The sequence below is a fragment of the Agrobacterium tumefaciens genome (genome assembly GCF_017726655.1).
Taxonomy (GTDB): domain Bacteria; phylum Pseudomonadota; class Alphaproteobacteria; order Rhizobiales; family Rhizobiaceae; genus Agrobacterium; species Agrobacterium tumefaciens_B.
Genome location: NZ_CP072309.1, coordinates 178752 through 191692, shown reverse-complemented (window position 1 = coordinate 191692; position 12941 = coordinate 178752). Strand labels below are relative to the sequence as shown.

The 12941-nt window shown below is 60.1% G+C and carries 9 protein-coding genes and 1 pseudogene; 3 read left to right on the top strand and 7 right to left on the bottom strand.

Features of this window, described 5'->3' with window-relative positions; genetic code table 11:
- Positions 1 to 228: 228 nt before the first annotated feature.
- Entirely contained in the window at positions 229 to 2040 is a 1812-nt protein-coding gene (locus AT6N2_RS15045; RefSeq protein ID WP_063949969.1) for an IlvD/Edd family dehydratase, read from the top strand.
- Between the two features lie 142 nt (positions 2041 to 2182).
- Here AT6N2_RS15045 and AT6N2_RS15040 read toward each other — a convergent pair whose 3' ends face one another.
- From AT6N2_RS15040 to AT6N2_RS15010, 7 genes and pseudogenes are all read right to left on the bottom strand, one after another.
- Positions 2183 to 2377 (bottom strand): hypothetical protein, encoded by a 195-nt coding sequence (locus AT6N2_RS15040; RefSeq protein WP_209090016.1) that lies wholly within the window; start codon positions 2375 to 2377, stop codon positions 2183 to 2185.
- 157 nt (positions 2378 to 2534) lie between these two features.
- The gene (locus AT6N2_RS15035; RefSeq protein WP_209090015.1) at positions 2535 to 3653 is read right to left on the bottom strand and encodes a pyridoxal-phosphate-dependent aminotransferase family protein; all 1119 of its coding nucleotides are present in this window, start codon (positions 3651 to 3653) and stop codon (positions 2535 to 2537) included.
- 9 nt (positions 3654 to 3662) lie between these two features.
- Positions 3663 to 4441, bottom strand: a pseudogene (locus tag AT6N2_RS15030) (ABC transporter ATP-binding protein).
- The gene (locus tag AT6N2_RS15025; RefSeq protein WP_209090014.1) at positions 4438 to 5241 is read right to left on the bottom strand and encodes an ABC transporter ATP-binding protein; all 804 of its coding nucleotides are present in this window, start codon (positions 5239 to 5241) and stop codon (positions 4438 to 4440) included. Before AT6N2_RS15025 ends, AT6N2_RS15030 begins: the two are co-directional and overlap by 4 nt.
- Entirely contained in the window at positions 5231 to 6067 is an 837-nt protein-coding gene (locus tag AT6N2_RS15020) for an ABC transporter permease (RefSeq protein WP_209090013.1), read from the bottom strand. The genes AT6N2_RS15025 and AT6N2_RS15020 overlap by 11 nt, the downstream gene beginning before the upstream one ends.
- Positions 6064 to 7035: an ABC transporter permease gene (locus AT6N2_RS15015; RefSeq protein ID WP_425292754.1), complete on the bottom strand. Its 972-nt coding sequence runs from the start codon at positions 7033 to 7035 to the stop codon at positions 6064 to 6066. Before AT6N2_RS15015 ends, AT6N2_RS15020 begins: the two co-directional genes overlap by 4 nt.
- A 27-nt stretch (positions 7036 to 7062) precedes the next feature.
- A complete protein-coding gene (locus AT6N2_RS15010; RefSeq protein WP_209090010.1) occupies positions 7063 to 8673 on the bottom strand; it encodes an ABC transporter substrate-binding protein in 1611 nt (536 codons plus the stop codon).
- A 374-nt stretch (positions 8674 to 9047) separates the two neighbouring features.
- On the opposite strand from AT6N2_RS15010, the gene AT6N2_RS15005 reads away from it, so the two are divergent.
- Positions 9048 to 11753, top strand: a complete 2706-nt coding sequence (locus AT6N2_RS15005) for a DNA translocase FtsK (protein WP_209090007.1) — start codon at positions 9048 to 9050, stop codon at positions 11751 to 11753.
- 89 nt (positions 11754 to 11842) lie between these two features.
- Positions 11843 to 12919: an Ldh family oxidoreductase gene (locus AT6N2_RS15000; protein ID WP_209090005.1), complete on the top strand. Its 1077-nt coding sequence runs from the start codon at positions 11843 to 11845 to the stop codon at positions 12917 to 12919.
- The last annotated feature ends 22 nt before the right edge of the window (positions 12920 to 12941 follow it).

Genomic DNA, 12941 nt, shown 5'->3' with positions numbered 1-12941 from the left:
AACGGCAAAAGAGGGAGGGAGATTCCGTTGCGTAATCCCGCGATGGCCGTAACTGCCGAAAAATATTCGGTTAAAGCCGAAGTGCCGCTCGATGCCACTCGTCTGGCGCAGCACTGTCGGTTATGCGTGATCTCCGAAACGCTGATTCCATTTTCCTTGCGCGCAACATAAGCTTGTCGCATTTCGTAATATTTTACCGTTGGCCACTTCCGGCTGGAGACCCGCATCATGACGACATCTGATAATCTTCCTGCAACTCAGGGCAAGCTGCGTTCGCGCGCCTGGTTCGACAATCCCGCCAACGCGGACATGACGGCGCTTTATCTCGAGCGCTACATGAATTTTGGTCTCAGCCAAGCCGAGCTTCAGTCTGATCGCCCGATCATCGGTATCGCACAGACGGGCTCTGACCTTTCCCCTTGCAACCGCCACCACCTCGAACTCGCAAATCGCCTGCGTGAAGGTATCCGTGAAGCCGGCGGCATCGCGATTGAGTTTCCGGTGCATCCGATTCAGGAAACCGGCAAGCGTCCGACCGCCGGCCTCGACCGCAACCTGGCTTACCTCGGCCTCGTGGAAGTGCTTTATGGCTATCCGCTCGATGGCGTCGTGCTGACCATTGGCTGCGACAAGACCACGCCTGCCTGTCTTATGGCGGCGGCCACCGTCAACATCCCGGCCATTGCTCTTTCCGTCGGCCCCATGCTGAACGGCTGGTTCCGCGGCGAGCGCACCGGTTCCGGCACCATCGTCTGGAAGGCACGCGAATTGCTGGCCAAGGGCGAGATCGATTACCAGGGCTTCGTCAAGCTCGTCGCTTCTTCGGCTCCGTCGACCGGCTATTGCAACACCATGGGTACGGCAACGACCATGAACTCGCTCGCCGAAGCGCTCGGCATGCAGCTTCCAGGCTCCGCCGCCATCCCCGCGCCTTACCGTGACCGTCAGGAAGTCTCCTACCTTACCGGCCTGCGCATCGTTGAAATGGTCAAGGAAGACCTGAAGCCATCAGACATCATGACCAAGGATGCGTTTATCAACGCCATCCGCGTCAACTCGGCGATTGGTGGCTCCACCAACGCACCGATCCATCTGAACGGCCTCGCGCGCCACGTCGGCGTCGAACTGACAGTGGACGACTGGCAGACCTATGGTGAAGACGTGCCGCTGCTCGTCAACCTGCAGCCCGCTGGTGAATATCTCGGCGAGGATTACTACCACGCCGGCGGCGTTCCCGCTGTCGTCAACCAGCTGATGAACCAGGGACTGATCATGGAAGATGCCATGACGGTCAACGGCAAGACCATCGGCGAAAACTGCCGTGGCGCGATTATCGAAGACGAAAAGGTCATCCGCCCCTATGAGCAGCCGCTCAAGGAGCGCGCTGGCTTCCGCGTGCTGCGCGGCAATCTCTTCTCCTCCGCCATCATGAAGACAAGCGTCATCTCGGAAGAGTTCCGCAACCGTTATCTCTCCAATCCTGACGATCCGGAGGCCTTCGAAGGCCGCGCCGTGGTGTTCGATGGTCCGGAAGATTACCATCACCGCATCGACGATCCGTCGCTCGGCATTGACGCCAACACCGTTCTCTTCATGCGCGGCGCAGGCCCCATCGGTTATCCGGGTGCCGCGGAAGTCGTGAACATGCGCGCACCGGATTATCTTCTGAAGCAAGGTGTCAGTTCGCTGCCCTGCATCGGTGATGGCCGCCAGTCCGGCACGTCAGGCAGCCCGTCTATCCTCAACGCTTCCCCGGAAGCAGCTGCAGGCGGCGGCCTTGCCGTTCTTCAGACGGGCGACCGCGTCCGCATCGATGTGGGCCGCGGCAAGGCGGACATCCTGATTTCCGGCGAGGAACTCGCAAAGCGCTACGAGGCGCTGCATGCGGAGGGCGGCTACAAGTTCCCAGACCACCAGACACCATGGCAGGAAATTCAGCGCGGCATCGTCAGCCAGATGGAAACCGGCGCGGTTCTCGAACCGGCGGTGAAATATCAGCGTATCGCCCAGACCAAGGGTCTGCCGCGCGATAACCACTGACCAGCCCAAAATAAATTAGCGGCCTCGAGGTTTCCTCGGGGCCGCTTTTTTGACTTTGAAAATACGAATAATGCGCCGTCTCGTGGGATCAAAACAGGCGTTCTGCACCGGGTAAACGCCTTAGTATATCGCCTTGAAAGCTTTAGATCACCGGATAAAGCGACCAGAAAAACAGTTCATATTCTTGATCTCGGTCGTCGTTCTGCGACTCGTCATCAGGCCGGCGCGGCGTCTTTTCCTGAAATTCGGTCTCCACCCGCTCATTGACGAGGGGCATTCTTCGGCCGATGCCAAAGAGGTCAAAGGAGAGCATGTTGAACCCTGCTACCATGGCCATTCCCTTCTTCACGCAAGTTAACGCTGCGTTAAGTTTCGCGCTTTGCCATGATTTCGTCAAGATTGACGGAGGAATTTGTCTACTATTTTTAACAACAATGTCGTGAGCAACGTTTCAAAAGACGTACAATTTCCGCAACGATCTTTTCCTGGCAGCATCAGGCACCGGTCGAACCAGCATCAAGGTAGACAGTGTCAACTGCTTCGAGAGTAGAGGAAGCTTCTGCGGCGTACCCTAGGTCTTTTAAAGAGCTGGCGAATGCTTCGATGTTTGCCTCGACCGCCTGCCGGTTCGCCCGCCGGCCGGTGTGGTTGAGCCTTATCAACCTCTCGGCGCCGGGGCCGACACCGGCGGTGATGTCAGCACCATCTTTCCGGGATGCAGCTTCAAGCAGCGCCTTGAGGTTGACGCCATCAGGCAGAATTGCCGTGGAAACGAGCGCTGACGCCTTCGCCTCGTCGGCCCAGTTTTTGATGCCGAGCGCCTTTATGCCGTTGCGCGTGGCTGCGGCCGCCATCTCGTGGCGTTGAAGCACCGATGCCAAACCTTCCGCCTCTATTCGATCAAGGGCTGCCTCCAGCGCATAAAACTCCAGTGGAGCCGGCGTCCCGGGCAGCGCGCCGCGGCCGGCATCCAGCCAGAGCCTTTTCTGGTCCAGAAGCGAAAGCATGGAATTTTCAGGCGCTTGCCCATGCGATAGAAGGCCCCAGGCCTTGTCGCTGACGGAAATAGCCGACACGCCGGCCGGCCCGGCCAGTGCTTTCTGCGGTCCAATGACGGCAATGTCGATACCGAGCCGATCGACGTCCAGCGGGTGCCCGCCAATGGAGGCGACCGCATCGACAAGAGTGACGATGCCGCGTTCGTGCGCGAGTGCCGTAATGGCTGGCAGAGGGTTGAGAATGCCGCTTGCCGATTCCGCATGGACGACGGCGAGAAGATCAAAGTCGGGTGCCTCGTACAGCGCCTGTTCAACCTCCTCCAGCGTTACTGGTTTTGCCGGAGTGGCTGTCAGATTTCGCACGCTGGCGCCGCCCCTGGCGAGCCAGCCGCCGAACCAGGCGCCGTAGGGGCTCGTGACGATGTTGAGCGCCCTCAGCCCGGGCCGGGCAAGGCTTGTGGCCGCCGCCTCAAGCGCCAGCACGGCTTCCGCCTGTATAAGGAGGACATCGTTCTTCGTGCCCATCAAGGCTGCGAGCCGGTCGGCAAGGATCGCGTAACGCTCCGCGGGAAAAGCAGGTGGGTCAAGCAGCAAGGCGTAATCCGGAGCGGGCATGTCTCTTCCTTACCTGGTTCTGATCAGCCGCGGTGCGGCGTCAATCAATGTTCTGGCTGTCGACGATTGCGGTGCCGAGATGATGTCGCGCGTCGTGCCAATTTCAACGATCCGCCCGGCTTCCATGATGGCAACGCGGTGGCAGACGGCGCGTATCACAGCGAGATCGTGCGAGACGAAAATGCAGGACACGGCGGTATCCCTTTGGATTTCCACCAGCAGCTCGAGGATTTGCCTGCGCACTGACACGTCGAGGGCAGAGACGGCCTCGTCAAGAATGAGCACCGCCGGCCGGACTGCAATGGCCCTCGCTATGGCAACACGTTGCCTCTGCCCACCGGAAAGCTCCAATATCGAGCGGCTGGCATCGATGTCCGCCAGGCCAACGCGGTCCAGAAGACGGCGTATTTCCGCCGCGCGATCGCGCCGTCTGACGAGGCGATGAATGCGCAGCGGCTCACCGATGGCATCCTCGACACGCGCGCGCGGATTGAAGGCGCCGTGCGTATCCTGAAAGACCATCTGCACGTGCCGGCGGGCGGAACGCAGCCCGCTCCCGTCAAGCGTGAGCCAGTCGCGATTCTGGAAACGGATTGTCCCAGAATCGGGGGGATGAGCCGCATCAAAATGCGAGCCAGTGTCGACTTCCCGCAGCCGGAGGGGCCGGCCAGTCCCAGAGTTTCCCCGGGCTGGAGCGAAAAAGAAATATCGGAAAGTGCCGCCACCGTTCTGGCGGGGGTGCGATAGGTTTTCGACAGTCCTTCGACGCTGAGAAGGGCCTCGTTCATGACGCAGCCTCGCTGATGAGCGGCGGAGTGGACAGGTCCAGATAATCCGCAAGCAGCGCCCGTGTGTAGTCATGGCTGGGTGCAGACAGGACCCGCCGCGTCGGACCGTGTTCAACCAGCCGGCCGGAATGTAAAACTGCGATTTCGTCGGCAAGACTGGACGCGAGGCCAATGTCATGGGTGATGAACACAAGCGTTTTGTTTTCCCGCCGCACCAGATCGTCAAGAAGCGTGGCAATGGCGGCCTGACTGACCGTATCCAGTGCGCTCGTTGCCTCGTCGGCAATCAGAATGGAAGGGCTTGCGGCAATAGCGGCGGCAATCGCAACACGCTGCCTTTGGCCGCCGGAAAGCTGGTGCGGGAACGCTTTGAGAAGATGGGATGGATGTGGCAGCCGAACCCGTTCCAAGAGGTCGCGAGCGAGATCCTGGCCTTGCCGCCAGGACAGGCCCAGATGCCGGACGGCACCTTCCGCCACCTGTTCCGCTATTGTGAGAACCGGATTAAGCGTCGCGCCGGTATCCTGAAAGATCGTGCCGATATCGCGCCCCGGCTTTGGCCGGCCCTGAAACAGGCCGCTGTCGCGGCTCCAGGAAATGTCGCCGGTAACCCGTGCGTTACCGGGAAGAAGCCCGGCAACGGCTTTGCCAAGCGTGGATTTCCCCGAGCCGCTTTCTCCGATGATCGCCAGCCGTTGCCCTTGGCGGATGGTCAGTGAAACATTCAGCAAAGCGGGAGCCTGACCCGGCCTGTAGTGAACGCTGAGATCGTCGATGCGGCACAGAGCGTTACCGGTCATGGTCCTGCCTCCCTGTCGCCATCGCCCTGTTGATGCCCTCGCCAAGGAGATAGACGCCGAGAACCGTAACGAGTAACCCGAGACCGGGAATTACAGACAGGAAGGCGGCCGAACGCAGGACGTTGCGTCCTTCCGCAATCATCGAACCCCAGGTGACGATATTAGGGTCCCCAAGCCCAAGGAAAGAAAGGGCTGCTTCTGTGAGGATGGCGGCAGCGACAATGATGGCGGCGAGAGCCATGACGGGCGGCAGCGCATTCGGCAAGATTTGCCGGAAGGCTATTTCCAACGGATGCATGCCGATGGCGCGGGCGGATTGCACATAGTCACGCTCGCGGATACTCAAGACCTGTGCCCGCATCAGCCGCGCCGGATCGGCCCACGCGCCAAGCGCAATTGCCAGAATGACAACAGGCATGGAAGGGCCAATGGTACTGACAAAGGCGAGCGCAAGCAGGAAATTGGGCACGATCTGAAATGCATCCGTGAGCCGCATCAACGCCTCGTCCACCAACCCGCCGGCGAAACCGGCAATGGTTCCGATAAAGGTGCCGACGATCAGCGCCGCAGCGGCGGCGCCGATGCCAACGAGAATAGAGGCCTGCGCTCCGTGGATGAGTTCGGCCAGCACATCTCGGCCCAGCCGGTCTGTCCCCAGCGGAAGGGCTGTATTGGTGAAAGGCGCAATCAGCGGATCGCCGACGATCGCCAAGGGATCGCCCGGGAAAACGAAGGGGGCAGCGAGCGCCATCACGGAAAGCAATACCAGAACAATGGCGCCAGTTGCTCCTTCTAAACTGCGCAAAAGCCGGAGAGCGAAACTCATGCCTGTTGCTCCCCGCTGCCGATGCGCGGATCAAGAACGGCGTAGAGAATGTCAACGACGAGATTGATGACAATGACGAAAACAGCGCTTGTCAAAATAATGCCCATCAGGAGCGGCGTGTCGCGTCCACTGACAGCTTCCTGCGCTAGCCGGCCAAAACCGGGAATGGCAAAAACGCTCTCGATCACCACGCTGCCGCCGAGCATCGTGGCGGCCTGCAGACCAAGCACCGTGATCAGCGGCAGGGCAGCGTTGCGCGCGACATGGCGCAGCACGATGCGTCGTCTGGAAAGCCCCTTGGATCGGGCAAAAAGTACGAAATCCAGTGGCCAGACAGCGGCCATGGCGGTGCGCATGACGCGAAGAAAAAGTGCGAGATAAATAAGCCCGAGACTGGCAACGGGCAACACGAGATGCCGCGCGATGTCCAACGCGCGCGCCAGTCCCTGCTTGCCCGAGGCGATGGTTTCAATGCCTGACGTCGGCAGCCATTTAAGCTGGACCGCAAAAACGATCGCGAAGACGAGGCCAAGCCAGAAGCCGGGCGTGGCGTATAGGGCAAGCGACAGGGTTGATAGCACGCGGTCTACCGTTCCGCCGGGGCGCGCACCCGCCACGATGCCGAGACCGGTGCCCAGGATGAAGGCAAGTGTCGTGGCGCTTCCCATCAGGAGAAGGGTGTTTGGGAGACGCTCGAGGATCAACCCTAACACCGGTCGTTCGAAGGCGAGCGACCAACCGAAGTCGAGCCTCAGGACCGAACTGGCATAGAGCCAAAAACGTGCGAGGACCGATCCGTTCAGACCATATTGCTCGCGCAGCACATCCCTCAGCTCGGCATCGCCACCGCCGATCGAGACGAGATAGGCATCAACAGCGTCCCCGGATGCATTTTCAAGCAGAACGAAGGTGAAGACCAGAACAATAAGCAGCACCGGAATGGCGCTTACTGCCCTTCTCCTCAGCATTCTTATGGCACGCTTCACCCCTGTTCCTCAGCTTTCGACCGCCGTATCCGCCCAGTTTGAAACGGCCCAGCGCGGGTTGGTGGCGATCTGTTTCACCGTGTCGCGTGCGACGGTGATAAAGCCCCATTCGGCGACGTTGATCAGCGGCAGATCGGCCGCAACCTGCTTCTGGAAATCCTTGTAAAGCGCGGTGCGTGTCGTGGCATCCACCGTTGCGGCTGCCCGGTCGATGAGTTCATCGAGCGTCTTGTTCTCGTAACCGCCCTGGTTGGAGAATCCGACGCCTGCCGGAATGCCGGAGCGCACCAGGATGGTGGTGGAAATTGCCGGATCGCCGCGGAAGACCGGCGGTGCGACGGCGAGATCGAAGGCGTGGTCGGTATAAACCGCTTTCTGGTGGGCCGCCGCATCATTGTTGACAAGTTCAGCATCAATGCCGATTTCCTGAAGCGCCTGGCGAAGATACGAACCGAACTGTTTGGTTTCGTTGAAATACGGCGCGGGCAGAAGCTTCAAGGAAAAGCGCTTGCCATCCGGCCCCCGCGCATATCCCGCCTCGTCAAGCAGAGCGTTCGCTTTGGCAACATCGAAATCATAGGTCTCGACGTCACCTGTATAGAATTCCGGCGCATTCTTCGGTACAGGGCCCGTCGATGCCGTCGCGTAGCCGAGGAAGACCTTGTCGATCACGAATTTCTTGTCGATGGCGTGGGCGATGGCTTGTCTGACGTTGAGGTCTGCCAATTCCTTGCGGCGATGGTTGATTTCGACCGCCAGCTGATAGGTGAGGGCCTCGTATCCATCGGCGATCACCTTGATACCCTCGACCTTCGAGATGCGGGCGAGGTCGGCCAGGGGAACGGCGGAGAAGGCCGCGAGCTGGATTTCCTCCGCCTCCAGCGCGGAAGCAGCTCCCGCCCTGTCCGGCAGGACGCGATAGATGACCTCCTCGAGGTGCGGCTGATCCTTACCCCAGTAATTCGCATTGCGAGTGAGACGATAATATTCGCCAGGCTTGTATTCGGTAAAGACGAAAGGTCCGGTGCCGACTGGTTTGGTATTGGCGGGATTGGTAGCGATATCCGTGCCGTCATAAAGATGTTTCGGTACGACGCTGGTGACGACCGGCAACGCGTTGCGGATCAGCTGGAACGGCGTCGGCTTTGAAAAGCGGAAGATCGCCGTGTGATCGTCCGGCGTCTCCACCTTCTCCAGATTGGCAAAGACCAGCCGTCCCAGGTTCTGCAGCGGTTTCCAGACCGACAGCGCCGAAAAGGCAACATCCGCAGAGGTGAACGGCTTGCCGTCATGCCAGGTCACGCCTTCACGCAACTTGAAGGTGGCGCTCAAGCCATCGTCCGATCCCTGCCATTCGGTCGCAAGGCGTGGCTCCAGCCCATCCTTGCCGCTAAAAGAAGCTTCCGCCAATGGCTCTATGATCTTGCTGGCAATGTAGAATACACCGTTGGAGGCGACGATTGCCGGATTGAGATTTTTCGGCTCCGAATCGGCTGCTACGATCAACCTTCCTCCAGGTGTCGCCTGCTGCGCGGCGGCAATGCCTGCCAGCCCCGTTGTCGCGGCCAGAAAAACCGAGGTCTTGAGCAACGAACGGCGGGAGAGTTGGACAGGTGACATGGTTCACTCCGGAAATGGGGCTGAGCGGATCTTTTGATGGGGCCGCGGCCGACCGATCTTAAGGCTGTAATGCCGGCAGTGTCCACGTTAATTCACTGGCTTTACGGCAATGATTTTACGTTGCGCGCGCCTTTGCGGAAACAATATGCCTCACGGACCCAAGGCGCTTTTCCATGCTTGCTTCTCTGCCTCTTAAATGGCGTAAAAAACCCGATTTTTATACAACAAAATCAATAAGGTGATTGGAGTCTTCCTTCGGCGCGGGTTCTCTCAGCACCTCGTGGCCGGCTCGAAAAATTGCCGCCGCCGTCCCGTTTGGAAAGGGGTAATTAACCTTTATTTTTTATTTCAGGGAGACCGAAATATGTACGTTTATGATGAGTGTGCACGCTGCCATGAGTTTCTCCCGATCCAGATTCCAGAATTCGTCCAATAGCGTAGGGGAGGGGAGCGAAAAGGCTCGTCATGCCGGCGGCCAGATGGTTGCCGGTCAGCCGTCGGCCACAGTGAAGGCGAGTGCTGCGTCTCGGCCCAACGCCGATATCAGTGCTGCCGATGCCATTGAAGGCCGCGCTGAAATGCCTGGCTGGCAGAATGCTTTCGTGCTCGGTCCTAATGTCCGTTTCACCCGCACGCCCGAGAGCGCGTTCAATCGACGTATGCCGGTGGAGACCCCCAATCTGCCTGAGGAGGAGCTGCCTGTTGCGTCGCTTGCGCCGGTAGACTCGGAGCCGGTAACGCAGCAGCAGTCAGTGGAGCCGCATTGTGCTCCTGTCAGCGAAGTCACGGTAAGGCCGGCAGAGCAACGTCTGCCGCCGCCACGCATGCCATTTCTGCCGCAGCCGCCGGATGCCCGGGGCGCAAGGGCGCTGACCTATAAACTGCGGCTTGAGCTTGCCCGCAAGCAGGCCGAAGAGGCCGCGGCCGCAACAATGACGCCGGTGCCGAGCGATATGTACGCGACCGTAGTAAAGTCTGCGCAGCCGTCGGTCTCTCCAGTTGAGGCAGCCTCCGTTGCGCCGGCTGTTGAGGCGATGCTGCCTCCCGTGCCGCAGGTGGTGATTCCAGCTTTCGCCGCCCATCTGCCGGATGAGCTTTTCTGGGAAGTGATGACGCTCGATCTGCCAGGCAGTGCCGGCGAGGGCATCGTTGCGTCCGCGCGCGAGGTTCTGGCAAACTCGGTTGTCACGGCACCTGCCAGCGCTGCGCCGAACACCATTTTGTCATCCCCGGCCGCCGCTATCGTGCTCTCGGCTGAGCCGCCTGTTGTCAATGTGCCGGGCGGTTCGGCCATTCGGCTATACCGTGAGATTGGCGTTCGCCAGTCCGTCGCGCCTGCCATCGTGCCGGTCGCGGAACAGGAAGTCTTGCCGGCGCCAGCTACGGAAGTTGCGACTGTTGTCGAGCCGCAAAGGCCTGTCGAGCAAGTCATGCCGGCCGAGAGAGTCGCCGTCGAGCCGCGCTTCACGCCGCGCGCTCCCATTCAGGCCTCACAGCCGATGTTCCGCGAAGCCCCCGTTTTCGCAGATGGCGAATATGAGTATCCTTCGATCGACCTCTTGCAGGAGGCGCGCGTCCAGCAGACGACCACGATGACGCCGGAAGCGCTGGAACAGAGCGCCGGACTTCTGGAAAGCGTTCTTGAGGATTTCGGCATCAAGGGTGAGATCATCGATGTTCGCCCCGGTCCCGTTGTGACGCTTTATGAATTCGAGCCGGCGCCTGGCGTCAAATCCTCGCGGGTCATCGGCCTTTCGGATGATATCGCCCGCTCCATGTCGGCACTGTCGGCGCGTGTCGCCGTCGTGCCCGGCCGTAATGTCATCGGCATCGAGCTGCCGAACCCGGTGCGTGAGACTGTTTACCTGCGCGAACTGATCGAGGCGACCGACTATGCCGAGACGCGTCAGAAACTCGCGCTTTGCCTCGGCAAGACAATCGGTGGCGAACCTGTCATCGCTGAACTGGCGAAGATGCCGCACCTGCTTGTTGCCGGCACCACCGGTTCGGGCAAGTCGGTCGCCATCAACACCATGATCTTGTCGCTGCTCTATCGTCTGAAGCCGGAAGAATGCCGCCTGATCATGGTTGATCCAAAGATGCTTGAGCTTTCCGTCTATGACGGCATCCCACATCTTCTGACGCCTGTGGTCACGGATCCGAAAAAGGCGGTCATGGCGCTGAAATGGGCCGTGCGCGAAATGGAAGACCGGTATCGCAAGATGTCGCGTCTTGGTGTCCGCAACATCGACGGCTACAACGCAAGGGCAGCAGCCGCCCGCGCCAAGGCTGAGACGGTGTTCTGCAATGTCCAGACCGGTTTTGACCGTGCGACCGGCGAGGCGGTCTACGAGCAGGAGGAAATGGACCTCACGGCCATGCCCTATATCGTCGTCATCGTCGACGAGATGGCCGACCTGATGATGGTGGCGGGCAAGGAGATCGAAGGTGCGATCCAGCGTCTTGCGCAGATGGCCCGTGCTGCCGGTATTCACCTCATCATGGCAACCCAGCGTCCTTCGGTCGACGTCATCACCGGCACGATCAAGGCGAACTTCCCGACGCGCATTTCCTTCCAGGTGACATCTAAGATCGACAGCCGGACCATCCTTGGTGAACAGGGTGCGGAACACCTCCTCGGCCAGGGCGACATGCTACACATGATGGGCGGCGGCCGTATCGCCCGTGTTCACGGTCCTTTCGTCTCCGATGAGGAAGTGGAAAAGGTCGTTGCGCATCTGAAAACGCAGGGGCGTCCGGAATATCTCGGCACTGTCACGGAAGACGCCGATGAGGCCGACGAAGAGGCGGAGGAGGAAACAGCGGTTTTCGACAAGTCCGCCATGGGCGAAGACGACAGCGACGACCTCTACGAAAAAGCCGTGAAGGTGGTAATGCGCGACAAGAAGTGCTCGACCTCCTACATCCAGCGCCGCCTATCTGTCGGCTACAATCGCGCCGCGTCACTGGTCGAGCGCATGGAGCAGGAAGGTATTGTCGGACCCGCTAACCATGTCGGCAAACGCGCCATCATCGTTGGTGAACGGCCTGCTTATGATGCCATGGGATCGGAAGACTGATCGAGCATTCGAGGCGCGGAAATGCATTGCAAAACCGCGACCCTTGAATAGCTTGTGCAGCGTCTATTCTGGAATTGGGAGATTCCCTCATGGCGCAAGGCAATGAAAAAGCGACCGTTCTTGCAAGGCTGGACGAACTGGAGCGGTTTTGCCGCGCCGTTTTCCTCGCCGCAGGCACTGATGACGAGACGGCCGATGCGGCAACGCGCGCCATGATGCATGGCACAAGGCTCGGTGTGGACAGCCACGGCGTTCGCCTTCTCGCCCACTATGTCACCGGTCTCGAAGGTGGCCGGCTCAATGGGCGGCCACAGATCAGCCGCGTTTCCGGCTTCGGCGCAGTTGAAACTATCGACGCTGACAACGCGCACGGTGCCCGTGCCACCTATGCCGGGATGGAAAGAGCCATGGCGCTGGCGGAAAACTTCGGCATCGGGGCGGTGGCCATCCGGAACTCGTCGCACTTCGGACCTGCCGGTGCTTATGCCTTGGAAGCCGCTCGACAGGGATATATCGGCCTTGCGTTCTGCAACTCCGATAGTTTCGTGCGCCTTCATGACGGCGCCATGCGTTTCCACGGCACCAACCCGATTGCTGTCGGCGTGCCTGTTGAAGACGACATGCCCTGGCTGCTGGACATGGCGACCAGTGCGGTGCCCTATAACCGCGTTTTGCTTTACCGAAGCCTTGGCCAGCAATTACCCCAAGGAGTCGCCTCCGATGGAGACGGCGTTGACAGCCGCGATCCCAACGCCGCGGAGATGCTGGCGCCATTAGGCGGTGAGTTCGGCTTCAAGGGTGCTGCGCTTGCGGGGATGGTGGAGATTTTCAGCGCCGTCCTCTCAGGCATGAAACTCAGCTTCGACATAGCGCCGATGGGCGGCCCCGATTTTTCCACGCCGCGGGGGCTTGGCGCCTTCGTTCTTGCGCTGAAGCCGGAAGCTTTCGTGGAGCGCGGGACATTCGATGCCGGCATGAAACGTTATCTTGACGTTCTTCGCGAGTCTCCCGTGCGCGAAGACTGCAAGGTCATGGCGCCGGGTGACCGGGAGTGGGCAGTGGCCGCTAAGCGGGAAAGAGAAGGCGCGCCTGTCGACCCTGTGACGCGCGCGGCTTTCCTGGAACTCGCCGCGAAATTTTCGGTCGATCCGCCCGCCTATCAGTAATTCATCTTGTCGCGATAGGCTT